This window comes from Streptomyces sp. 1-11, from assembly GCF_007176755.1.
In the GTDB taxonomy this organism is placed as follows: Bacteria; Actinomycetota; Actinomycetes; order Streptomycetales; family Streptomycetaceae; genus Streptomyces.
In genome coordinates, this window is record NZ_BJTV01000004.1 from 409,528 (window position 1) to 432,000 (window position 22,473).

Below are 22,473 nucleotides of genomic sequence, written 5' to 3' on the forward strand. Positions count from 1 at the left end.
TCAGTGTCGTCCTTCCGGGCCGCGCGTGCAGACGCACGGCAGCGGGCGGATGCCGTTGAAGCCGCGGGTGGTGTAACTGGTGGCGTAGGCGCCGGCGGACAGGATCCAGACCGGGTCGCCGGAGGCCGCGTCGCGGGGGACGTGCGCGGGGTGCAGGCCGCCGCCGTAGGCGTCGTCGCTGTCGCAGGTGGGGCCCGCGACGACGGCGGGCACGCGGTCCCCGTCCGGGTGGGTGGGGAAGAGCAGCCGGTGGCTCACCTGGTCCATCTCGTACAGGCCGTTGAAGCGGCCCACGCTGAGGTACAGCCAGCGGGAGCGGCCGCCGTCCGGCTGGGTCCGTTCGGTCAGGCGGTACACGTGCGCGCGGACGGCGCCGTGGTCGGCGACGAGGTGCCGTCCGGGTTCCATGACGAGGGCGAGCGGGCCGGCGGTGAGACCGCGCAGGCGCTCCATGCCCTCGCGGATCACGGTCAGGATCTTGTCCAGGGGCGGGTCGAGCGGGTGGCCGTGCCGGTCGAGGTAGCCGAGCGCGGGCAGGCCGCCGCCGAGGTTGACGTGGTCCGGCGCGATCCCCAGCCCGTCCAGCGCGACGAGCGCCTCGGCGAGCAGGTCGACGGCCTGCTGCCAGGCCTCGCCGGTCATCTGCTGGGAGCCGACGTGCACCGAGAGGCCGGCCGGGGTGAGTCCGCGGGCGCGGGCGGTGGCGAGGATGCGCACGGCGTCACCGGCGGAGCAGCCGAACTTGCGGTTCAGGCCCCACAGGGCGCCGTCGCCGCTGGTGGCGAGGCGGCAGAACACCGCGGCTCCGGGAGCGTGTTCGGCGATGGCCGTGACGTCCTGGAGGCTGTCGGTGGCGAAGGTCCGGACGCCGAGCCGGTGGGCTTCGGCGATGTCCGCGTCGGACTTGACGGTGTTGCCGTAGTGCACGCGGTCGGCGGGGACCCCCGTGCGCAGGGCCTGGCGGATCTCGTCGGGGCTCGCCGCGTCGAAGCCGGCGCCCCGGTCGGCCAGGCACCGCAGGACCTCGTCGACGGGGCAGGCCTTCAGGGCGAAGCGGACCCGGACGCCGGGCAGTTCGGCGCGCAGCCGGTCGAGCTGGCCCTCGATGCCGGCCAGGTCGTAGACGATGCGGTCGGCCGGGGCGCCGGCCAGTGCGGCGGCCAGCCGCGGGCCGGGTGTCACGACGTCCCGCTTCCGGGCGCCGTGCCGCGGGCCGCGTCGACCAGCGCGGGCCAGGCCTCGGTGAGCCGGGCGAAGTCCTCGACGTCCCGGCGGGCGCGGTCCAGCAGTTCCTCGCGCCGTGGTGCGAGCCGCTCGGCGAACTCCTCGTAGCGTCCGCCGAGTTTGCGGTAGGCGGTGTCGATCCGGTCCAGGCGCCACACGTTCTCGGCGCGGTCGAGGCCGGTGCTCTCGCGCAGGAACTCCACGACCGGTTCGGCCCGTACGTGCTGCCGGCCGTCCAGGAGGCCGGCGCCGGCCGCGGCCATGCGGTCGTAGACGTGGTGGAAGTACAGCATCGACAGCAGGAACTTCACGAAGCGGGTCTGGTAGGCGAGGAAGCCCGTGTCGGTGCGGCGTTCGGGGGTGTGGAAGTTCTCGATGTGCCGGTTGTGCAGGACGCCGGGGAGCGTGGCGTCGTGGACCAGGTGGAGGAGGAAGTAGTCGCTGCCGATGGTGTCGGTGGCCGGGGGCAGCGGGATGCGCTCGTAGACGTCGTGGTGGAGGGCGATGTTGCACATGTCCACCCGCATCGGGTCCACCAGGGTCAGCGTGGAGCGGTCCTCGGTGAAGGGGGTGGTGCCCGCTCCGGTGAAGGACTCCTCCACCAGCCGGCGCCTGTCCTCCGGCGAGCAGCCGGCGGGCGCCCACAGGCCGACGACGTCGTGGTAGATCCCCTCGTCGAGGCGGCGTATCCCGGCCACGTCGACGGAGAGTTCGCCGATGAAGGAGGCTCCGGCCAGGGACACCGGCCGGCCGGCGAGGTCCGGGGCGAGGTCGGTGACGGTGACGTGACCCGCGGCGTCGGCGGCCCGCAGGCCGAGCGGGACGAGCTCGTGGTGGACGGGGAAGACCTTCCGTCCGTGCCGCATCTGGTAGGTGCTGTCGGAGTCCCTGCGGTGCACCGACCGGCAGCCGAGGGCGGCGGCCAGCAGGAAGGCGCGGTCGGTGCAGGAGCCGTAGGAGACGCCGGCGGGGAGCAGGAGGTCGAGCACGCCGTCGGGGTCGGGCAGGCCGGCGCGCCGGATCGCGCGGCGCAGGAAGCCGGCCTGCGCGTCCTCGCCCAGGTGGTGCACGGTGACACCGGCGGCCGGCGGGAGCTGCGCGACCACGCGGGCGTGGGCGGCGCGGGTGCGGTCGTCGCAGGAGTCGAGGATCAGCAACTGGACGTCGGCGCCGAAGTGCGCGGCCGCGTAGGCGGCTTCCTCGTGGACGGCGCGGATGGTGGCGGGGCAGGCCCGGTTGGTGGGCAGGCAGAGGCAGACGCGGTTCACGGCGCCCCCTGGGTGCCGGACCAGGAGTCCAGGCCGAGCAGTCTGCGCCCGAGCGCGTCGAGTTCGGCGGGACCGTAGCGCAGGGCCTCGGGCCGGCGGGCGTCGCCGAGCAGCGTCGGGTTCCAGTCGGGGGTGCTGAGCGTGCGCCAGGACTCGACGCGGGAGCGCCGCAGCTCGGTGTGCTCCTCAAGGGCGGGCATCATCGACAGGTACTGGACGGCCCGCAGGCCCCGTTCGGAGCGGTTGGGCGCCACTCCGTGCGCCAGCAGCCCGTTGAAGATGAGCAGGTCGCCGGCCTGGAGGTCGGGGCGGACCACGGGGAACTCGGATCGGTCGGCCGCCGGGCGGACCGGGTCGCGGCCGGCCGGCTGGGCGAGGCGCCATTCCTCGAAGCGCCGGAACAGCTCCGGGGCGCACTGGAAGCCGCCGAGTTCGGGGCGGGTGTCGGTGAGCGCGATGATGCCCTGGACCCGCTGCGGCAGTACGGCGAGGGTGGTGTCGACGTCCCAGTGCAGCTCGATGTCGAAGCCCTCGTCGGTGGGCTCGATCAGGGAGCGGGAACGGGTGCCGACGTTGGGCGGGTTGAGGTTGAGCCGGTCGAGGGTGACCCACAGCTCCTCGCAGTCCCAGACGTCCACGAAGGCGTCGTGGACGCGCCGGGTCTGGCGGCTGTCCCAGATGAGCTGGTGGTGGTAGGCCTCGACGAAGCCGTAGATGTACAGGTGCCGGTCGAGTTCGGAGCGGAACTCCGGTTCCTCGTACCAGGTCTCGGGGCGGTCCGGGTCGAGGCCCTGGAAGTCGAGGGCGAGGTCGAGCAGGCCCTTGGCCTCGCCGGGGGTGATGGCCTCCCGGACGACGACGTAGCCGTAGGTCTGCCAGAAGGCGAAGTCCTCCTCGGACAGCACCCTCAGGGGCCGGGACTTCTCCAGGTCGCGCAGCGGGACGGGGGCGAGGTAGGTCTCGCCGTCCGCGCTGAAGTAGGGGCGGCCTGAGGCCGCCCGGTGGAGGTAGGGGGTGGTGGGCTGGTGCATGCCGTCACTCCGTGGTGATCGAACAGAAGCGCCCTCCCAAGCTGGACTAGACCAATTGAAGGTGTCAACGACTACCGGTCGGTACCCGCCCAAGGTGCCGCTCAACTGCCGGTGGAGTGCCGCTCGTCCGGCATGCGAAAGGCCGGGACCGGCCCCCGGTGGGGCCTGGTCCCGGCAGTGTCGTCGGCGCCGGCGCGGCCGCTCAGCCCGCGACGACGGCCTCCGCGGCCGCCACGCCGCAGACGCGGGCGGCGCCGTGGGTGGCGATGTGCGCGGCGCCGCGCGGCGGGGCCTGCGGGACGCCCATCTCGACCACGACGGTGTCCGGGCGGTCGGCGAGCAGCGCGTCCACGGCGGAGCCCATCCAGCCGTGCCGGTGCTCGTCGCGGACCACGGCGACGATCCGCCGGCCGCCCGCCGCGGCGAGGGCCTCGCGGCCCGCGCCGGGCCCGGTGAACGAGCCGGCCGTGCTGCCCGGCAGCAGCCGCGTCAGCTCGGCGGCCACGCCCCACGGCGTCTCGTCGCCGACGGCGATGTTCGGCGCGGGGTCGAACCGGGCGACGTACACCGCCTCCGTGACCGGCGCGGCACCGGCGCCGCGGGTCACGGTCAGCGCGCGGCGGGCCGCGGCCAGGCCGATCTCCGGTTCGGGCGCGACGGTCCCGGCGTCCTCGCGGGAGGCGGCCGTCCAGCGGGCCAGCTCCCGCACCCGCGAGGCCGCTTCGGCCAGCCGCTCCTCCGGCAGCTCGCCGGAGCGCACCGCGGCCACCAGCGCGTCGCGCAGGCTGAGCACGGTGCCCTCGTCGCACAGGCCGCCGCCGACGCAGATGGCGTCCGCGCCCGCCGCGATGGCGAGGACCACCCCGTGCTCAAGGCCGTAGGTGCCGGAGATGGCGCGCATCTCCATGCCGTCCGTGACGATCAGGCCCTGGTAGCCGAGTTCGCCGCGCAGCAGGTCGGTGAGGACGCGCCGGGAGAGGGTGCCGGGGCGGTCCGGGTCGAGCGCGGGGACGAGGATGTGCGCGCTCATCACGGCCCGGCTGCCGGCCGCGATGGCGGCGCGGAACGGGGGCAGCTCCCGCGCGTACAGCGTCTCGGCGTCCACGTCGATGCGCGGCACCGCGTGGTGGGAGTCGACGTTGGTGTCGCCGTGCCCGGGGAAGTGCTTGGTGCACGCGGCGACGCCGGTGGACTGCAGGCCCTCGACCCAGGCGGCGGTGTGCCGGGCGACCAGGGCGGTGTCCGCGCCGAAGGCACGCACGCCGATGACGGGGTTGTCGGGGTTGGCGTTGACGTCGGCGGAGGGCGCCCAGTCGAAGTTGACGCCGCAGGCGGCCAGGCGCCGACCCAGCTCGCGCGCCACGCCCCGGGTGAGGGCGGGGTCGTCGACGGCGCCGAGCGCGTGGTTGCCGGGGAAGGAGGAGCCGGTGCGCACGTCGAGGCGGGTGACGTCGCCGCTCTCCTCGTCGATGGCGACCAGCAGGTCGTCCCGCTCCGCGCGCAGTTGCGCGGTCAGTGCGGTGACCTGCTCCTCGGAGACGACGTTGCGGCCGAACAGGGCGACGGAGGCGAGGCCTTCGCCGAGCCGGCGGCGCACCCAGTCCGGGGCGGTGGTGCCGTCGAACCCCGGCTGCAGCACCGCGAGCGCGTCCCGGGTGAGGGTGTCCGGCCCAGTGGCGAGTGTGGTCATCGGGGGCGTCATCCCTTCACGGCGCCGTCGGTCAGACCGCTGACAGCCTTGCGTTGCAGGAAGATGAACAGGATCAGGATGGGCAGTGCGAAAAGGGACGAGGCTGCCATGGTGGCGCCCCAGTCGTCGCCGAAGGCGGTCTGGAACTGGGACAGCCACAGCGGCAGGGTCTGCTTCTCGATGTCCTTGTTGAGGATCAGGACCAGCGGGAACTCGTTCCAGGCGGTGATGAAGCCGAACAGCGAGGTGGCCATCAGACCCGGCGCGAGCAGCGGGAAGATCACCCGGACGAAGGCCTGGGTGCGGGTGCACCCGTCGACCATCGCGGACTCCTCCAGCTCCTTCGGCACGGCGGCCACGTAGCCGCGCAGGGTCAGGACGGTCAGCGGCAGCACCATGACCGCGTAGAAGACGGTGAGCGGGACCAGGCTGTCGAGCATGTCGTTGTCGCGGACCAGCATGTAGATGGCGATGACCATGACCTCCCAGGGCGCCATCTGCGCCAGCATGAAGGTCACGATGAAACCGCGCCGGCCCTTGAACCGCATCCGGGCCAGCGCGAAGGCGGCGAACAGGGCGATGACGAGGGACAGCAGCACCGCGCTGACCGTGACGGTGACGGAGTTGAGGACCAGGGTCCAGAAGTGGTCGGCGTCCACGGCCTTGGCGAAGTGGCCGGCCGTGACGTCGGTCGGGAACCACACCGGGTTCTCGGAGATGATGTCGCCGGTCGGCTTGAAGGCCGTCGCGAACATCCAGTAGACGGGGAACACGAAGCCGGCGAAGAGGATGACGGCGGTCGCGTTGGGCCAGATACGGCCGAAGACCGAGCGCTTCACAGCTCGTCCTCCTCTTGCTTGAGCACCATGCGCAGGTAGTACGAGGTGATGACGAGCAGTACCACGATGGTCAGGAAGGAGATCGCCGCGCCGACTCCGAAGTGCTGGTTGCCGACGCCCTCGACGAAGGCGTAGATCGGCAGGGTCTCGGTGAGGCGGTCGGGGCCGCCCTCGTTGATCGCGAAGATCTGCGGGAACGCCTTGAACACCCAGATGACCTCGAGGAACGTCGTGGCGTAGAGGAACGGCCTGAGGAACGGGAAGGTCACCGAGGTGAAGCTCTTCCACGCGCCGGCGCCGTCCAGGGACGCGGCCTCGTACAGCTCCCTGGGGATCGTGGTGGTGGCCGCGTACAGGTTGATCGCCACGAACGGGATCGACATCCAGACGATCAGCAGCGTGATCACGGCGAAGGTGGAGAGCTGGGAGCCGAACCAGTTGTAGTCGGCCATGGAGTGCCAGCCGAGCTTGTCCAGCACCCAGTTGACGACACCGAAGCGCTGCGCGAACAGCCACTGGTAGACGGTGGTGGCCGCGATGACGGGCATGGCCCAGGCGAGCACCAGGCCCACCAGGAGCAGCAGCCGCATCTTCCTGCCGAGGCGGGCGAGCAGCAGCCCGGTCAGGGTGCCGAGCAGCATGATCAGGACGACGTTGACCGCGGTGAAGACCACCGAACGGCCGACGACGTGCCAGAAGTCCGAACCGGTCAGGACTTCCTTGTAGTTGTCGCCGCCGTTCCACTCGGTGAGGTGCTGGATGAGCTGCCGCGGGTTGAGGTTCTGGAACGACAGCATGCCGTTCTTCACCAGGGGCCAGCCGAGCAGGATCAGTGTCGCCAGCAGCGCGGGCAGCAGGAGCAGATAGGGAGCGGCGGCGCCGCGGCGGGCGGCGGGGGCGGAACCGCCGCCCTCACCCCTCGGCGGCGCCGGCGCCCCGGCCTTGCGGACAGCGGGCTCCCCGGCCGTGTCCGTGCCTTCGGTCTGCACTGACATGAGTTGCCATCTCTTCCGTGGCCGTACGGGCCGTTGGGCTGTACGGGCTGTACGAACGACTGAGCCGGGGGCGTCCGCCGACGCCCCCGGCGCGGGTCATCAGTTCTGCTGGGCCAGGCGCTTGTTGATCTCGCCCTCGACCTGCTTGGCGGCGGCCGCCGGGGACTTACCGTTCAGCACCGCGGTCATGTAGGACTTGATCGGGTTGGGGGTGTTCTCCACCGCGGCCCACTCGGGGATCAGCGGGGTGGTGCCGCCGGCCGCGGCGCCGGGAGCGGCGGCCTCGGCGGCGCCGTTGCCCTTGAGGTTGCTCTCCAGCGACTCCTTGTTCGGGATGACGCCGTTGAGCTTGGCGAGCTGGCCCTCGTACTGGTCGGACAGCGCGATCTTCAGGAACTCCTTGGCCAGGGCCTGGTTCTTGCTGCCCTGCGCGACGGCGAGGTTGGAGCCGCCGAGGAAGACGCCCTCGGGCTTGTCCGCGCTCTCGCCGGGGATGGTGAAGTAGCCGAGGTCCTTCTCGATGGCCTTGTTGGCCTGGATCGCCGTGCCGGCCTCCCAGCCCATGCCGATGAAGGCGCCGGTCTTGCCCTTGGCGAAGATCGTGGCCTGCTGCGGGGTGGCCTCGTCCTTGTCCTTGGGGGCCTTGGAGTAGGAGGCGTACTTCTTGTAGAGCTCCATGGCGGCGGAGACCTTGGGGTCGCCGAGGTTGGAGACGTACTTGTCGCCCTGCTTCTTCACCAGGTCGGCGCCCTGGCCGATGGTCAGGCCGTCGAAGAAGTACCAGTTCTGGCCGGGCAGGTACAGCGGCTCGGCGTCGGTCTTCTTGCCGATGGCGTCCAGGTCCTTGAAGAACTCGTCCCGGGTCTTCGGGGTGTCCTTGAGGCCGGCCTTGGCCCAGATCTTCTTGTTGTAGATGACGACGCGGTTGGCGAAGTACCAGGGAGCGGCGTACTGCTTGCCCTCGTAGACGGAGGACTGCGAGACCGACGGGGTCCAGTCCGAGCCGATCTCCTGCTTGAGGTCGCCCAGTTCGGCGAGGCCGCCGGTGGCCGCGTAGGCCGGGGTCTGGGTGTTGCCGACCTCGATGACGTCCGGCGGGTTGGACTCGGAGAGGGCGGTGGTGATCTTCTGCTGGATCCCGTCCCACTTCTGGATCTCGAACTTGAGCTTGGCGCCGGTCTTCTTCTCGAAGGCCGCCTGCACGTCCTTGGACCACTGCGGCGGCGCCGAGCCGTCCATCGTCCAGACCGTCAGGGTCTGGCCCTTGAAGCTGTCCGGTCCCGCGTTCTTGCCCGTGTCCTTGTCGTCGTCGCCACACGCCGAGACGGAGACCATCATGCCCGCGATCACGATCGCGGCAGCAAGCTTGCGCTTCACGCCACCCTCCTCAGGGATGCCACTAATCCCCCCACGCCCTCGGCGGTGACCTGCGTACGACGCTGTTGCACGTAGGGCTCGGGACCTGGTCACTAATGGTGTAGACCAGTACGGTGGAGCTTGGCCTAGACCTTTTTGAGTGTCAAGGGTGGTTCGGAAAGGCGTTCCGGCCGTTACGAGAAAGTCACCGGAGCGCGTTCGTCCCCTTCCCGGCGGGCTCGCCGGCTGGACTAGACCTCTCGGCCAGTTGGACTAGACCATAGGGCAGTTGGTCGCTATAACGGGAGCCCCCACACCCACAGCCGGGAAGGCAGGCATGGCCACCGACGTCAGCAGCGCCCAGCACCCCACGGGGGCGGCCGGCCGCACCGCGCGCGTGCCGAAGTACTACCGGATCAAACAGCAGGTCCTGCAGATGACGCAGGCCCTCGAACCCGGCTCCGCGATGCCCGCGGAGCGCCTGCTCGCCGTGCGGCTCGGCACCTCGCGCACCACCGTCCGGCAGGCGCTGCAGGAACTGGTCGGCGAGGGGCGGCTCGACCGCATCCAGGGCAAGGGCACCTTCGTCGCCCAGCCCAAGCTGTACCGCAGCCTGCGGCTCACCTCGCACACCGAGGACATGCGCGCCCAGGGCCTGGAGCCCGCCTCGCAGGTGCTGGACATCGGCGAGGTGCCCGCGGACGCCCGGCTGTCCGCCCTGCTCGGCATCGGCGCCGGCGAGCGCGTGCTGCGCATCGAGCGGCTGCGGCTGGCCAGCGGCGACCCGATGGCCATCGAGACGACCCACCTGTCCGTGCGGCGCTTCCCCGGGCTGCGGCGCTCGCTCGCGACGTACCCCTCGCTCTACACCGCCCTCGCCGAGGTGTACGGCGTGCACCTCGCCGAGGCGGACGAGACCATCGAGACCTCGCTGTCGACGCCCCGCGAGGCCCATCTCCTCGCCACCGACGTCGGCCTGCCGATGCTGCTGCTGTCCCGGCATTCGCGGGACGCCGAGGGCACTCCGGTGGAGTGGGTGCGCTCGGTGTACCGGGGCTCGCGCTACAAGTTCGTCGCCGCGCTGCGCCGCCCGCCGGCCGGGCCGGCGTCCCCGGTGTCCGTCCGGGAGAACGGGTGACGTTCCCGCACCCCTCCGGACCCGGACCGCACCCGCCGGCGCCCGGGACCGGCCTCGCGGCGGCGCTGGTGCGGGCGCGGGAGGCCGCCTGCCTCACCCAGGACGAGCTGGCGGTGCGCTCGGGGCTGAGCGTGCGGGCCATACGGAACCTGGAGACCGGGCACACCGCCCGGCCGCGCAGGCAGTCGCTGGTGCTGCTGGCCGAGGCGCTCGGGCTGGCGCCCGCCGAGGCGCGGCGGCTGTTACGGCTGCCCCGGGGCGGCGGGCACCCGGCCGGTCCCGCCGCGCCGCCCGGCTCACCGGGGCCTGACGGCCCCCTCGCCCCGCACGCCGCCGCGGCGCCGGCCGAACTGCCCCCGGCGCCCCGGCACCGCCTGGCCGGCCGGGAGGCGCTCGCGGCCGCGCTGGCGGCCGGCCTGCCCGGCCGGGGCGCACCCGCGGTGGTGGTCGGGCCGCCGGGCGCCGGGAAGACCGCCCTGGTGCTGCGCACCGCGCACGCGGCACGCGACCGGTTCCCGGACGGCCAGGTCTACGTCGACCTGCATCCCGCCTCCTGCCGTCCCGTCACCTCCGACCAGCTCGTCCAGCGCGTCCTGCGGTCCCTCGGCCGCGGCGCCGGCGTCCGCGGCCCCGAGGAGGCGCGGGCCCGGCTGCGGGACGCCCTCGCCGGACGGCGGGTGCTGGTGGTGCTCGACAACGTAGTCACCGAGGCGCAGGTGCGTCCGCTGCTCGTGGACGGCGGGCGCAGCGCCGTCCTGGTCGCCGCGCGCCGCGAACTGCCCGCCCTGCCGGGGCGGTCGGGTCACCGGATCGGCGTGCTCGGCCGGCCGGAGGCCCGCGAGGTGCTGGAGGACCTGGCGGGCGCGGCCCGGATCAGGGGCGACCGGCCGGCCGCGCTGGACATCGTGCGGTACTGCGGCGGGCTGCCGCTCGCCCTGCACCTGGCCGGGCTGTGGCTCTCGGCCCGCCCGCACCGGTCGCCGCGCGACCTGGCCGACCGGCTGGCGGACGAGCGGGACCGGCTGGACACGCTGTGCGTCGGGGACCTCTCGCTGCGGGCGAGCGTGGCCGCGTACCACCGCCCACTGCCGCCCCCGCTCAAGACCGCACTGCACGAACTACAACATCTGGCAGGCGAGTTCGGGGTGGAGGATATTCCGGCCCGGGTGGCGGCGTCCCGGCGGCTCGCCGTGGACCTGCTGGAGGAACTGGCGCACCGCCAGCTGGTCCTGGCCGGCGCGCCGGACCGGGCCGGGCGGGTCCGCTACCGGCTGCACGAGGCGGTGCGCCTGTACGTGGCGCACGGCGGGTGAGCCGGTCAGTCCAGGAACGCCGTCTCGATCCAGCGGCGCACCGCCCGCGGGCGCATCCGGTGCAGCCCGCCGACGGTGTCGGCGACCTCGTGCGAGCCGCCGACCGAAAGGAACTTCTCCCGGACGAGCGCGGTGTGGTCCGCCCGGGTCTCGGGGCCGGCGGCGCCGACCGGGATCAACCGGGTGCGGGAGACCGTGCGGCCGTCCGTGAGCCGTACGGTGACCCGGGCGCCGGTGGCCTTGGTGGACCGGGAGAAGTCCCGGTCGTCGGCCTGCAACGCCCCGACCAGGTCGACCAGTTCGTCCCCGCCGAAGCCGCGCAGCCAGGGCACCGCCGACTCGCCGGCCTCGCGCACCGCCTCGCCGAACGGCGCGTCGGACAGGAACAGTTCACGGGTCATCTCGGTGTCGTGCTCCAGCCGGATCCGCTTGGCGAGCGCCCAGCGGTCGGGGTCGTCCAGGGCGGGCGAGGAGAAGTCGTCCACCGAGAACTCGCCGGTGAGCAGGGTGGTGGCCACCGGGTAGGGCACGTCGAGGACCAGCGCGCCCAGCGGGGAGCCGGGACCGGTGACGTACCGGGCGGCCCGCTCCCCCGCGAACAGCGTGTACAGCGAGGCCTCGACCACCACCTCGGCCACGTCCCGGGGTTTGAGCGCGCCGAGTTCGCGGTGGATCTCGGCGGCGCAGTCCACGGCGGCGTCGATGCCGGGGCCTCCGGGGTGCATCTTGAACGAGAGGGTGTCGGTGTGCCAGCGGCGGCCCAGCCCCTTCGCCACCGCCTGCGGCAGCGGCACGGTGGCGAACCGGGCCAGGAAGCCGTCGCTGTGCTCCATGATGTCCGGCGCCCCGCGCAGCCCGGCGTACGCCGCGTCGCAGGCGTCCATCGCGGTGCGCACCGGGGTGAAGGTGTTGAACAGGCGGGCGTCGCTGGCCAGGAAGGCGCGCATCAGCGGCCAGTTGGGCATCGCGAAGGCCAGCCCGAAGGCGTTCTCGTAGAGGCTCGCCGGGGCGCGGTCGCTGTGCAGCCGCCCCGCGACGGCGCCGGCCAGATGGGTGTGCACGGCGCTCTGGCCGCGCAGCGGGCCCAGGGTGGCGGAGGCGGTGATGCGGGCCGCGCACTCGTTGGCCGCGACCACCGCGGTGAGCAGCGACAGCCCGTCGAGCCCGCGGGCGTAGGCGAAGGCGAGGGGGACCGCGACGGTGGAGTTCGACAGGTGTCCGGCGTAGGCGGTGTCGTCCAGGTTGAGCCAGGAGCCGAGCGCGGCGAACACGCCGGCGGCCTGCCGGGGGTCGCGCTGCATGGGGTGGCCGAAGGCGGCCACCAGCTTCCTGCCGAGGGGGTGCTGGAGACCGGCCCGGATGGACGCGATCTGCGACAGCACCTGGCTCGCGGCCAGCTTCAGCACCCGGCACGGTATGTGCTGCGGGCGCAGGGACGCGGCCCAGTGCGACAGCTCCCGCAAGGGGGTGTCGGCCGGTGCGCGGACGTGGCCGGCCCGGGGCAGGGTGTGTGCCTGCTCGGCCCAGTCGGCGCACAGGGCCTGGGCGACGCTCTCCCCGAGGACAGCGGTCATGAGGCGGCTACCTTCCTTGCCGTGCGTGCGTCGGCGGTGTGCGCGCGAACGCGGGAGCACCGGGGGCCCCGGTGCTCCCGCGCTGGGTGCGTGCTCAGGCGGCCGGGACCTTGTCCAGGAAGCCGTAGACGCCCTTGATCTTGCCCTGGTCGTCGGTGACGAGGACGTCGAAGCCGATGGCGATCGGCTCCGCGCCGGGCTCGGTCACCAGGCCCCACTGGAAGCGGGCCTGGTTGTGGTGGGCGTCGACGGTGCCGTGCAGTTCGAAGGTGAGGCCCTTGAACTGGTCACGGGCGCCGGCCACCACGGCCCCGAAGCCCTCGTGGCCCTCGACCGCGGCGAGCGGGTCGATGTACGGAGCGTCGGCGGTGAACAGCTCGGCGATGGCCGCGGCGCGCTTGTCGGCGTCCGCCTCGTTCCAGATGTCGAGGTAGCGGGAGACGGTGGTGGTCAGGTCGCTCATGCGGGCGTTCTCCTTCGTGACTTGCCTGGTTGTGTTTCCGGAAGGTGGCTCTGGTACGGGCTTCAGGGGGTGACCGGCGCCCAGACCGGCAGGGCTCCGGGGAGCACCTCGAAGGTGGCCGAGTCGCCGATGCCGTGCTGGTACTCGCCGTCGTGCTCCAGCGGCAGCCGTCCGCCGTCGGTGCGCTCCACGGTGATCCGGCGGCCGCGCGCGTACACGGTCGCCGGGTGGTCCATGTGCGCCGCCTCCAGCGTCAGTCCCGGCACGTCGGCCGCGGGGATGCCGCCGCCTATGACGCAGACGTCGAGCAGTCCGTCGTCGAGCAGCGAGTCGGGCAGCACCTGGAACCGGCCGCCCCGGTAGCGGCCGCCGCCGACGTTGGCGAGGACCGTGGGGCCCTCGTGGACCACCCGGCCGTCGACGGTGACCCGGCCCGGGTAGGGCCGGTAGCCGGCGGCCGTGTCGGCGAAGGCGCGGGCGTAGCGCTCGCGTCCGGTCAGCGGCAGCTCCCGGGCGGTGATCAGCGCGTCGGCGATCACGCCGGAACAGGCGCCCAGGTAGACGTAGTTGCGGGTCTCGGCGAGGCGGGCCAGGTCCAGCCGGCGCAGGCGGGCGCTGCCGCCGATGCCGTAGTCGGTCAGGACCGCCTTCAGCGACTCGGTCCAGGGGCGTTCGCCCCACAGCATCTTGTAGCCGGAGTTCCCGGTGCCGCCGGGCACGACGGCCAGGGACGCCCGGCCGGTCGCGGGGACGAGTCCCTGGACGACCTCGCGGACCGTGCCGTCACCGCCGATGGCGACGACCAGGTCCGGTGCGCCCTGCTTGCGCTCCAGCGCCCGGCGCACCGCGCCGGTCGCGTCGCCCGGCGCGCTGGTCAGGTGGACCTCGGCGCGCTCCAGGCAGGCCTCGCACAGCTCCGCGACCTGGCGGACCAGTTCGGGGCTGTGACTGCCGGAGGCCGGGTTGGCCACGATCAGGGCCCGGGTCGGCCCCGGGGCTGCGGTGTCTGCCATGACGAGCGTTCTCCTCACGTCGGACGCGCCGGCGGACCGGGACGGCAACGATGGGGTGTCCTCACCGCGAACGGACGCGGGCCACGGGTGCGGCCCCGGCTCGGGCGAGGAGGAGCGTGCGACAGGGACGACTCTGCCAAGTGCCGCTGACCCGCCCCTGACACGCGCCTGACGCCGTGAACCGGGTCGTCCGGAATGATCAGTAACGTGTCAGTGTGTCCGGTTCGAATGGGCCGGGTGCGCCCGCCGCGGCAGACCGCCGCGCCGCCGGTCCGCGCACGTCGACCCGACCGGAGTGAGGACTCATGACCGCACAGCCGTACGTTCCGCTGCCCATGGACCGCTGCACCGCGGAACTCCGCCGGGAGGCGGCCCGCTTCGCCGCGGCCGCCCGGGACCTCCCGCTGACGCAGCCGGTGCCGACCTGTCCCGGATGGACACTGGGCGACCTGGTGCGGCACTTACGCCAGGGCCACGAGTGGGCCACGACGATCCTGGCCACCCGGAGCACCGGGCTCGTCCTGCCGGGCGGCGACCTCGCCGAGGCCGACAGCGCCGGCGACGGCGACGGCGACGGCGACGGCACGAGCTGGACCGAGCGGGTGGCCGGGCTCGGGGTACGGGAGACGGACGCGGTGGACGGCCGGCTGCGGGACCCCGGATCGCGGACGGAATTCGTCCTCGAGGGCGCCGGCCGGCTGGCCGAGGCGATCGGCGGGATCGGCGCAGAGGTGCCCGTCTGGGCGCCGCACGGCAAGCAGAACAAGGAGTTCTGGCCGCGCTGGGCGATGTTCGAGACGGCCGTGCACCGCGCGGACGTGGACCTGCTGGCCGGCCGGCCGTTCGAGCCGGCCGCCGACGTCGCCCTGGACTGCGTGGACTTCTGCCTGATGGCGTTCGGCGTGCCCGAGGCCCGGCCGTTCCTCTCCCCGCTGTTCGCCGAGGTGCCGCGCGGCGGTGAGACGCTGAGCTTCCGGCCGCTTGCGGGCGCCGCGGGCCGGATCTCCGACTGGCTGGTCACCTGCGCCCCGGACGGCGTGCGGGTCACCCGGGACGCCCCCGACGGCGCCCCGGCCGCCGTCACCGTGGTCGCCTCGCCCGCGGACCTGCTGCTCGTGGTCAAGGGCCGGCTGCGGCCCCGCAGCCCGCGCGTGACGGTGTCGGGCGACCGCGATCTGCTGGACTTCTGGCTGAGCCACGCCGTCTCCTGACCGCGGGACATGTGAAGAGGGCGGGCACGCCGTCGCGTGCCCGCCCTCTTCCCCTGTCCGGGCCGGGGCCCGGCGCGCTCAGGACGCGGGGGCCGGCCGCGGGCGCGGGATGAGCTGGACCAGCGCGGCCACGGCGAGCGCGAGGGGCGCCAGCAGGTAGACGCTGGCCTTGAAGGCGTCGGCGTAGGCGTGCGGGCCGCTGCCCTGCCCGAGGACGTGGTAGAAGACCACGCCGACCGCGGCCACCCCCACCGCGCCGCCGACCTGAGCTGCCGTGGAGAGCACGCCCGAGGCGGCTCCGGCGTAGCGCGGGTCGGTGCCGGCGAGCGCGATGGAGGCCAGCGGGGCCATCACCATCGCCATGCCCGAGCCGCCGACCAGCAGTCCGGGCACCAGCCAGGCCACGGCGCCCTCGGTGCCGATGTGGTCGACCGCCTCCCACAGTCCGCCGAGCCCGGCCAGCAGCACCAGGGCGCCGACCGCGAGGACCTGGCGGCCCAGCAGCGCGGCCACCTTGCGGGCCAGCAGCGAGGTGGCCAGGAATCCCACGCCGAGCGGCAGGAAGACCAGGCCCGACTCCAGGGCGGTCAGCCCCACCCCGGCCTGCAGGTAGAGGGCGAGGACCAGGAAGAAGGACGACATGCCGGAGTAGTACACGACACCGGCCACGACGCCGACCGTGAACGGCCGCTTGTGGAACAGCACGGGGTTGACCAGCGGGCTGCCGCCGCCGTTCGCCAGGCGCCGCTGGTGGGCCGCGAACAGCAGGAGCAGCACGGGCGAGGCGGCCAGGCACAGCCACGTCCACAGCGGCCAGCCCTTCTGCTGGCCCTCGGCGAGCGGCAGGACCACCGCGACCAGGCCGGCCGAGACCAGCACCATGCCGAGCGGGTCCAGGTGGGCCCGGCCCTCGGCGCGGGACTCGGGGATGAGCCGCGGTCCGAGCAGCAGCGCGGCGATGCCGACCGGCACGTTGACCAGGAAGCAGGTCCGCCAGCCGAGGCCGGCGATGTCGGCGTGGATCAGCAGGCCGCCGATGAGCTGCCCGAAGACGCCCGCGAGGCCCATGGTCAGACCGAACGCGTTGAACGCCCGGCCCCGGGCCTGGCCCTGGTAGGTGACGCCGATGATGGCCAGCACCTGCGGACCCATCAGCGCGGAGGCGAGGCCCTGCGCGACCCGGGCCACGACGAGCTGCCCGGCGGTCGGCGCCATGCCCGCCCACGCGGACGACAGGGTGAACAGCGCGACGCCGAGCAGGAACATCCGCCGCCGGCCGTACAGGTCGCCGAGCCGGCCGCCGGTGATGAGCCCGGCGGCGTAGGCGAGGGCGTACCCGGCGACCACGAACTCCACGGCGGAGGCGCTCGCGTGCAGGTCGCGCTGGGTCTCGGGGATGGCGACGTTCACGATGAACACGTCGAGCGTGATCACGAACGTGCCGACCAGGATGAGCGGCAGCGTCGCCCAGTGCGGGCCGGCCGGCTCCCGCTCCCGGGTCTCGGCGCCGGCTGTCCGCGCTTGCTGCAGGGACATGGTTGACGGTTCCTTTCTTGTCCTGCGTGTGCCCGGCCGGGGCGGCGGACCGGAACCGGCGGACACGCGCGGCTACTGCCAGTCGGGGACGTCGAGGATCTCGACCACGGCGGCGGAGAAACTGAAACCGGCCCCCGCCGCCACCATGAGGACGAGGTCGCCGGGGCCCACGGCCCGCTGTCGGACGAGGTGTTCGAGGCCGAGGAACTGGTCGCCGGCGCCTATGTGGCCCACCCGGCGGCCCAGCTCCCAGGTGCTCTGCTTCTCGCTGAAGCCCAGCACGTCGTAGTTCTCGGGGTACTCGCCGCGGTGTATCAGCGGGGTCACCACGCGGGAGATGTCCTCGGCGCTGACGCCCGCGTCGGCCAGCGCGCCGGCCGTGGTGCTCTTCAGCCCGGCCTCGATGCGCGCCCAGGAGCCCTCCGCCTCCGCGGTGAGCGCGTGCTGGCGGCCGCGTGCGCGCAGCGGCACCGGCATCTCCCGGCCCGGTATGGTGCCGAACGGCTCCAGGCCGCGGTTCCAGCGCTCCAGCGAGTTGTCCGCGCTCACGCGCGCGGAGACGACCCGGGCGAAGCCGCCGCGCCCGGACAGCAGCAGCGCGCTGCCGCCGTCGCCGAGGATGAGGTTGAGCTGGAGGTTCCAGCGGTCCACCCACGGCGGCGCGAAGTTGTCCCCGGTGGTCAGCAGCACCGACTCGGTGAAGCCGGCGGCGATCTGCCCGGCGGCCAGGGTGAGCGAGGCGAGTCCGGCGTTGCAGCGCTGCTGCAGTTCGAAGCCGGCCGCCGCGCGGCCCACGGTCTCGTTGGCGACGTACGCCGCCGCAGGCCACATGTCGTGGCCCTGGTAGCCGCACGTGGAGTGCAGGACCAGGCCGACCTCGTGGCCGTCGGAGCCGGCCCGCTCGAGCGCCAGCCGCCCCGCGCGCACCGCCATCTCGGGTCCCGAGTCGGCCTCGGCCACCGCGATGGACTCGTAGCCGAGATTCTGGTGCTCCTCGTCGACGAGGCCCGCGGCGACCGCCTCGCTCAGCGGGCGGGCGTCCGGCAGCCAGGACGCGGCGGCGGCGACGTACAGCTCTGTGTTCAGCTTCATGTCTGGTGAATCCTTCGCTCAGGGGTGAGGGGGGTGGCATGCCCTGCCCGCCTGCGCGCGGACGGCGGCGGTCTCCCGTGTGCGTCGGACGGCCACTGTCCCGCAGCCCGCTGACACGGCGCTGACGCGCCGGCCGGGCGGGCCGCGGGAGCGGCACCGGCTACTGCCAGTCGGGGACGTCGAGGATCTCGACCACGGCGGCGGAGAAACTGAAGCCCTCGCCGGCGGCCACCAGCAGCACCAGGTCGCCCGGGCCGACGGCCCGCTGCGCGACGAGGTGTTCGAGGCCGAGGAACTGGTCGCCGGCGCCCATGTGGCCCACCCGGCGGCCCAGCTCCCAGGTGCTCTGCTTCTCGGCGAAACCGAGGAGCTCGTAGTTCTCCGGGGACTCGCCCCGGTGGATGTGCGGTACGACGGCCCGGGCGATGTCCTCGACGGTGACGCCGGCGTCGTCGAGGGCCCGTGTCGTGGTGTCCAGCAGGCCGGCCTCGAAGCGCTCCCAGGAGCCCTCCGCCTCCGGGGTGAGGGCGTGCTGGACGCCGCGTTCGCGCAGCCGCAGCGGCAGGTCCCGGCCGGGCGCGGTGCCGAACGGCTCCAGGCCCCGGTTCCAGCGCTCCAGCGAGTTGTCCGCGCCCACGCGCAGGGAGACCACCCGGGCGAAGCCGCCGCGCCCGGACAGCAGCAGCGCGCTGCCGCCGTCGGCGAAGATGAAGTTGAGCTGGAGGTTCCAGCGGTCCACCCACGGCGGCGCGAAGTTGTCCCCGGTGGTCAGCAGCACCGACTCGGTGAAGCCGGCCATGATCTGCCCGGCGGCGAGCCACACCGAGCCGAGGCCGGCGTTGCAGCGCTGCTGGACGTCGAACCCGGCCGCCGAACGGCCCACGGTCTCGTTGGCGACGTACGCCGCCGCAGGCCACATGTCGTGGCCCTGGTAGCCGCAGGAGGAGTGCAGGACCAGGCCGACCTCGTGGCCGTCGGTGCCGGCCCGCTCGAGCGCCAGCCGCCCCGCGCGCACCGCCATCTCGGGGCCCGAGACGCCGTCGGCCACCGCGATCGACTCGTAGCCGAGGTGCCGGTGCTCCGCGTCGACGCGGCCTTCGACGACGGCGTCGGCCAGCGGGCGCGCGCCGGGCACCCAGGCCGCGGCCGAGGCTATGTACAGGTCGGAGGGAAGTTTCATGTGTCTCTCTCTTTCGCTTCTCGGGGCGCCGGCGCGGCTCGCTCCGAGCGCGTGCGGCAGCGGCCGGCCCGGTCGGCCGCCGCCGAGAAGGGGGATCAGGCGGGCTGGGTCGCGGCGATCCGCTGCAGCCGGTGTGCGAAGTGGGCGGTGACGGACTGGGCGTGGGTGTCGATGTAGAAGTGGCCGCCCGGGTACTCGTTGTGGCCCAGGTAGGCCGGGGTGCGCCCGGCCCAGTGGGACATGGCGTCCGGGTGCTCCTGCAGCGGGTCGGAGCGGCCGCCGTAGGAGGCGAGCGGGCACGCCACGCCGGCGCCGTCGTCGTCGTGGTCGGCGGCGACGCGCAGGTCGGCACGGAGCGCCGGGACCACGAGGGCGAGCATCTCGGGGTTGTCGTAGATCTCCGCCGGGAAGGACCCCAGCTTCTTGATCCACTCCACCATCTCCGGCTCGGGCATCCGGCTCTGCTCCTCGGTGGGCTTGAAGAAGCCCTGCGGGGACCAGCCGGAGGTGCCGAGCATGATGGGCGAGGGGCCGCCCTCCTCCTCCATGCGGATGGTGAGCCGGAACGCGAGCTGGGCGCCGAGGCAGTGCCCGAAGAAGGCGAACGGCCGGTCGTCGAGGTCGTCGAGCACGGCCTCGTGCAGCGCCTCGAGCAGCGGCTCGAACTCCTCGTACGTGCGCTCCTCGCGGCGGTTGTGCCGGCCGGGCAGGGTCACCGCCTGCGGGGCGATGTCGGGCGGCAGCAGGCGCTCCCAGTCGCGGTAGATGATGGCCCCGCTGCCCGCGTGCGGCAGCATGAACAGCCGGATCGAGGCGTCGGGCGAGGGGTCGGCGGGGTGGAACCACTGCCCCGCGCGGGACATGTCCTGGCCGACGGCGGCGATGGCACTGGTCACGACTGGGTGCTCCCAACGGTGGGGCCGAGGGCGCGTACCGCGGGCAGCAGCACCTCGGCGATCTCCTTCAACTGCGGTTCGGGGTCGAGGGATCCGATCCGTACGACCAGGTGCCGGGCGCCGGCCCGGACGTACTCGCCGAGCCACTCGGCGCACTTCTCGGCGCTGCCCCAGGCGTAGGCCTGGATGGTCCGCATCTGGTCCAGGGACCGGCCGTAGTAGTGGCTGATGTAGTGCTCCAGCTCGGCCCTGGCCGCCGACTCGTCGCTGTTCACGGTGACCGTGGCGTACAGCGCGGGGGTGACGGCGCCGGCGCCGCGCCCGGCCTCCTCGGCGAGTTCGGCGATACGGCGGCGGGCGCTGCCGTAGGCCTCGACGTCGGGCAGGAACGGCAGCCAGCCGTCGTAGCGGGTGGCGGCGCGGGCGAGGACCTTCGGGGTGTCGCTGCCGGCCAGCCACAGCGGGGGGCCGCCGGCGACGGCCGGGGAGGGCAGCCGGTCGAGGTGCTCGGCCTGCCAGAACCGGCCCTGGAACTCGACGGGTTCGCCGTCCTCGCCGGAGCGCCAGGCGGTGCGCCACAGCGCGGTGATCTCGTCCAGGCGGCCCACCCGGCCCTGGAAGGAGGCGCCGACCGAGGCGAACTCCTCCTCGGTCTCGGGCATCGGGAACCCGGAGCCGAGGCCGAGGATCAGCCGGCCGGCGGCGACATGGCTGAGGCTCGCGGCCATGTTGGCGCCGATCAGCGGGTGGCGCAGGGCGGGGGTGAGGGCGGCGGTGCCGACGGCGATGCGCTCGGTGGCCGCGGCGGCGGCCGACAGCACGACGAGCGGGTCGAGGCGGGGGCGGGCGGTGAGGGAGTCCCCGGCCCACAGCGAGTCGAAGCCGAGCGCTTCCGCCTGGCGGGCGAAGTCCAGCAGCGGAGCGGCCGCGTAGGTGCCGTTGATGGCCTGTTCCCGGGTGGGCAGGAGGATGCCGATCCGCAGGGGCTCGGTGCTCATGGTCAGGTCCCTTTCGGGCATGGGGTGCCGGTTCGGTGTCATACGGTGCTCGCGAGCGGGTCCCGGGCGGGCGCGGCGAGCTGTTCCCGGACCGCGCGGCGCAGGATCTTGCCGGAGGGGTTGCGGGGCAGGGACTCGGCGAAGTGGTAGGTGCCGGGGATCTTGTAGTCGGCGATCCGGCCGCGCAGGGACAGCAGGAGTTCGCGCGGGGTGGCCTTCGTGCCGGGCCGCAGGACGACGACCGCGTGCACGCTCTCGCCCCAGCGCTCGTCGGGCAGTCCGACCACGGCGGCGTCGGCGACGGCCGGGTGCGCGGCGAGCGCCTTCTCCACCTCGGCGGGGTAGATGTTCTGCCCGGCGACGATGATCGTGTCGTTGATCCGGTCGCACAGGTGCAGGTAGCCGTCCTCGTCGAGGTAGCCGGCGTCGCCCATGTGCAGCCACTCCCCCACCAGGGTGCGGGCGGTGGCCTCGGGCAGGTTCCAGTAGCCGAGCATCCGGGAGGGGGCGCGGACGCAGATCTGCCCGATGGCGCCGGGCGGGAGTGTCTCGCCGTCCGGCCCTATCACCTTGATCTCGTTGCCCGGGCAGGGCAGGCCGACCGAGGTGAGCACGGTGCTGCCGGGGTGGTGCGCCTCAGGCGGCAGGCAGACCGCCACGCTGCCGGTCTCGGTGCTGGCGTAGATCTGCGCGAACTCGCAGCCGTAGGTCTCCAGGCACTGCTTGAGCAGCGTCTCGGACATCGGGGCCGCCCCGTAGGCGATCTTGCGCAGGGACGTGAACGCCTCCGGGCCCGCGCCGCGTTCGGCCGCCATCGCCTGCAGCATGGCGGGTGCGGCGAAGGTGGTGGTCACCCGGTGGGTGCGGATGAGCCGCACCGCTTCCTGCGGGTCGAACTGCGGCATGATCACGTTGGTGCCGCCGGCGTTGAAGGTGTGCAGGAACCAGCCGATGCCCGCGACCCCGAAGCCCGGCAGGGAGATCAGGCCGACGTCCTCGGGCAGCCAGTCGATCCAGTCGACGCCCCGCTCCCGGCTGGCGTGCGGCAGGGTGAAGAAGCTGCGGTGGGCGAGGACGGCGCCCTTGGGCAGACCGGTGGTGCCGCTGGTGTAGATCTGGATGACCGCGTCGTCCGGGCCGGTGCCCGGGGTGAGGTCGGTGTCCGGCTGGTCGGCGGCCCAGGCGGGCAGTCCGGCGCCGCGGGCGGGCTCGCCCTCGGCGTCGGTGCCGTCGACCCGGATCACCTTGCGCAGTCCGCGCAGCTGGTGGCGGACGGTGGCGACGGTGTCCCAGAACTCGTCGTCGACGAAGATCAGGGCGGCGCCGGAGTCGCGCAGGATGTGGTCCACTTCGCTGGGCGTGAGCCGCCAGTTGACCGGTACCAGGACCGCGCCCGCCTTGGCGCAGGCGATCATCACCAGGTAGTAGTTCTCCGACTCGCGGCCCAGGTAGGCGATCCGGTCGCCGCGCCGGACACCGCAGGCGCGCAGGGCGTGCGCGGCGCGGTTGCTCTCCCGGTGGAACTTCTCGTAGGTGGTGACGCGTCCCTCGCAGACGATCGCCGGATGGTCCGGGCGGCTGCCGGCGTGGGCGCGGGCGGAGTGGTGGAGCGTCCAGCGCTCCCTCGGTATGCCACTGGAGATGTCAGTCATGGTC

19 protein-coding genes are annotated in these 22,473 nt (G+C 73.4%); 3 read left to right on the top strand and 16 right to left on the bottom strand.

Going from position 1 to position 22,473, the window contains the following annotated elements; translation table 11 throughout:
- The 7 genes from TNCT1_RS11415 to TNCT1_RS11445 form a co-directional block, all read right to left on the bottom strand.
- Nucleotides 1–1,182, bottom strand: coding sequence for a type III PLP-dependent enzyme (locus tag TNCT1_RS11415; RefSeq protein WP_143630755.1), 1,182 nt, complete (start codon nt 1,180–1,182; stop codon nt 1–3).
- Nucleotides 1,179–2,492 carry a DUF6271 family protein gene (locus TNCT1_RS11420; protein WP_143630756.1) on the bottom strand — a complete coding sequence of 438 codons (1,314 nt, stop codon included), beginning with the start codon at nt 2,490–2,492 and terminating at the stop codon, nt 1,179–1,181. Before TNCT1_RS11420 ends, TNCT1_RS11415 begins: the two co-directional genes overlap by 4 nt.
- Nucleotides 2,489–3,523 carry a phytanoyl-CoA dioxygenase family protein gene (locus TNCT1_RS11425; RefSeq protein ID WP_143630757.1) on the bottom strand — a complete coding sequence of 345 codons (1,035 nt, stop codon included), beginning with the start codon at nt 3,521–3,523 and terminating at the stop codon, nt 2,489–2,491. The genes TNCT1_RS11420 and TNCT1_RS11425 overlap by 4 nt, the downstream gene beginning before the upstream one ends.
- Nucleotides 3,524–3,725: 202 nt before the next feature.
- On the bottom strand, nt 3,726–5,213 hold the full coding sequence (locus TNCT1_RS11430) for a glycoside hydrolase family 3 protein (RefSeq protein WP_143630758.1): 1,488 nt from the start codon (nt 5,211–5,213) through the stop codon (nt 3,726–3,728).
- 8 nt (nt 5,214–5,221) lie between these two features.
- The gene (locus TNCT1_RS11435; RefSeq protein ID WP_143630759.1) at nt 5,222–6,052 is read right to left on the bottom strand and encodes a carbohydrate ABC transporter permease; all 831 of its coding nucleotides are present in this window, start codon (nt 6,050–6,052) and stop codon (nt 5,222–5,224) included.
- Entirely contained in the window at nt 6,049–7,047 is a 999-nt protein-coding gene (locus TNCT1_RS11440) for a carbohydrate ABC transporter permease (RefSeq protein ID WP_143630760.1), read from the bottom strand. Before TNCT1_RS11440 ends, TNCT1_RS11435 begins: the two co-directional genes overlap by 4 nt.
- Nucleotides 7,048–7,146: 99 nt before the next feature.
- On the bottom strand, nt 7,147–8,424 hold the full coding sequence (locus tag TNCT1_RS11445) for an extracellular solute-binding protein (protein WP_143630761.1): 1,278 nt from the start codon (nt 8,422–8,424) through the stop codon (nt 7,147–7,149).
- Nucleotides 8,425–8,740: 316 nt separating this feature from the next.
- Between TNCT1_RS11445 and TNCT1_RS11450 the strand changes: the two genes are divergently transcribed.
- Together TNCT1_RS11450 and TNCT1_RS11455 are read left to right on the top strand one after the other, a co-directional pair.
- Nucleotides 8,741–9,541: a GntR family transcriptional regulator gene (locus TNCT1_RS11450; RefSeq protein WP_143630762.1), complete on the top strand. Its 801-nt coding sequence runs from the start codon at nt 8,741–8,743 to the stop codon at nt 9,539–9,541.
- Nucleotides 9,538–10,854 carry a helix-turn-helix domain-containing protein gene (locus tag TNCT1_RS11455; RefSeq protein ID WP_143630763.1) on the top strand — a complete coding sequence of 439 codons (1,317 nt, stop codon included), beginning with the start codon at nt 9,538–9,540 and terminating at the stop codon, nt 10,852–10,854. Before TNCT1_RS11450 ends, TNCT1_RS11455 begins: the two co-directional genes overlap by 4 nt.
- Nucleotides 10,855–10,859: 5 nt before the next feature.
- Here the strand turns inward: TNCT1_RS11455 and TNCT1_RS11460 are convergent, their stop codons facing one another.
- From TNCT1_RS11460 to TNCT1_RS11470, 3 genes are all read right to left on the bottom strand, one after another.
- Entirely contained in the window at nt 10,860–12,428 is a 1,569-nt protein-coding gene (locus TNCT1_RS11460; RefSeq protein ID WP_143630764.1) for an MmgE/PrpD family protein, read from the bottom strand.
- 94 nt (nt 12,429–12,522) lie between these two features.
- On the bottom strand, nt 12,523–12,891 hold the full coding sequence (locus TNCT1_RS11465) for a nuclear transport factor 2 family protein (RefSeq protein ID WP_143630765.1): 369 nt from the start codon (nt 12,889–12,891) through the stop codon (nt 12,523–12,525).
- 62 nt (nt 12,892–12,953) lie between these two features.
- The gene (locus TNCT1_RS11470) at nt 12,954–13,904 is read right to left on the bottom strand and encodes a diacylglycerol kinase family protein (RefSeq protein ID WP_143630766.1); all 951 of its coding nucleotides are present in this window, start codon (nt 13,902–13,904) and stop codon (nt 12,954–12,956) included.
- Nucleotides 13,905–14,209: 305 nt separating this feature from the next.
- Between TNCT1_RS11470 and TNCT1_RS11475 the strand changes: the two genes are divergently transcribed.
- Nucleotides 14,210–15,115, top strand: a complete 906-nt coding sequence (locus tag TNCT1_RS11475; protein ID WP_143630767.1) for a maleylpyruvate isomerase N-terminal domain-containing protein — start codon at nt 14,210–14,212, stop codon at nt 15,113–15,115.
- Between the two features lie 78 nt (nt 15,116–15,193).
- Here TNCT1_RS11475 and TNCT1_RS11480 read toward each other — a convergent pair whose 3' ends face one another.
- From TNCT1_RS11480 to TNCT1_RS11505, 6 genes are all read right to left on the bottom strand, one after another.
- The gene (locus tag TNCT1_RS11480) at nt 15,194–16,651 is read right to left on the bottom strand and encodes an MFS transporter (RefSeq protein ID WP_143630768.1); all 1,458 of its coding nucleotides are present in this window, start codon (nt 16,649–16,651) and stop codon (nt 15,194–15,196) included.
- Nucleotides 16,652–16,723: 72 nt separating this feature from the next.
- Entirely contained in the window at nt 16,724–17,743 is a 1,020-nt protein-coding gene (locus tag TNCT1_RS11485) for a ketoacyl-ACP synthase III family protein (RefSeq protein WP_143630769.1), read from the bottom strand.
- A gap of 160 nt (nt 17,744–17,903) precedes the next feature.
- Nucleotides 17,904–18,923, bottom strand: coding sequence for a ketoacyl-ACP synthase III family protein (locus tag TNCT1_RS11490; protein ID WP_143630770.1), 1,020 nt, complete (start codon nt 18,921–18,923; stop codon nt 17,904–17,906).
- Between the two features lie 95 nt (nt 18,924–19,018).
- Entirely contained in the window at nt 19,019–19,786 is a 768-nt protein-coding gene (locus TNCT1_RS11495) for a thioesterase II family protein (protein ID WP_143630855.1), read from the bottom strand.
- Nucleotides 19,787–19,815: 29 nt separating this feature from the next.
- On the bottom strand, nt 19,816–20,817 hold the full coding sequence (locus tag TNCT1_RS11500) for an LLM class flavin-dependent oxidoreductase (protein WP_143630771.1): 1,002 nt from the start codon (nt 20,815–20,817) through the stop codon (nt 19,816–19,818).
- Between the two features lie 38 nt (nt 20,818–20,855).
- Entirely contained in the window at nt 20,856–22,469 is a 1,614-nt protein-coding gene (locus tag TNCT1_RS11505) for a fatty acid--CoA ligase (RefSeq protein WP_143630772.1), read from the bottom strand.
- Nucleotides 22,470–22,473 lie beyond the last annotated feature (4 nt).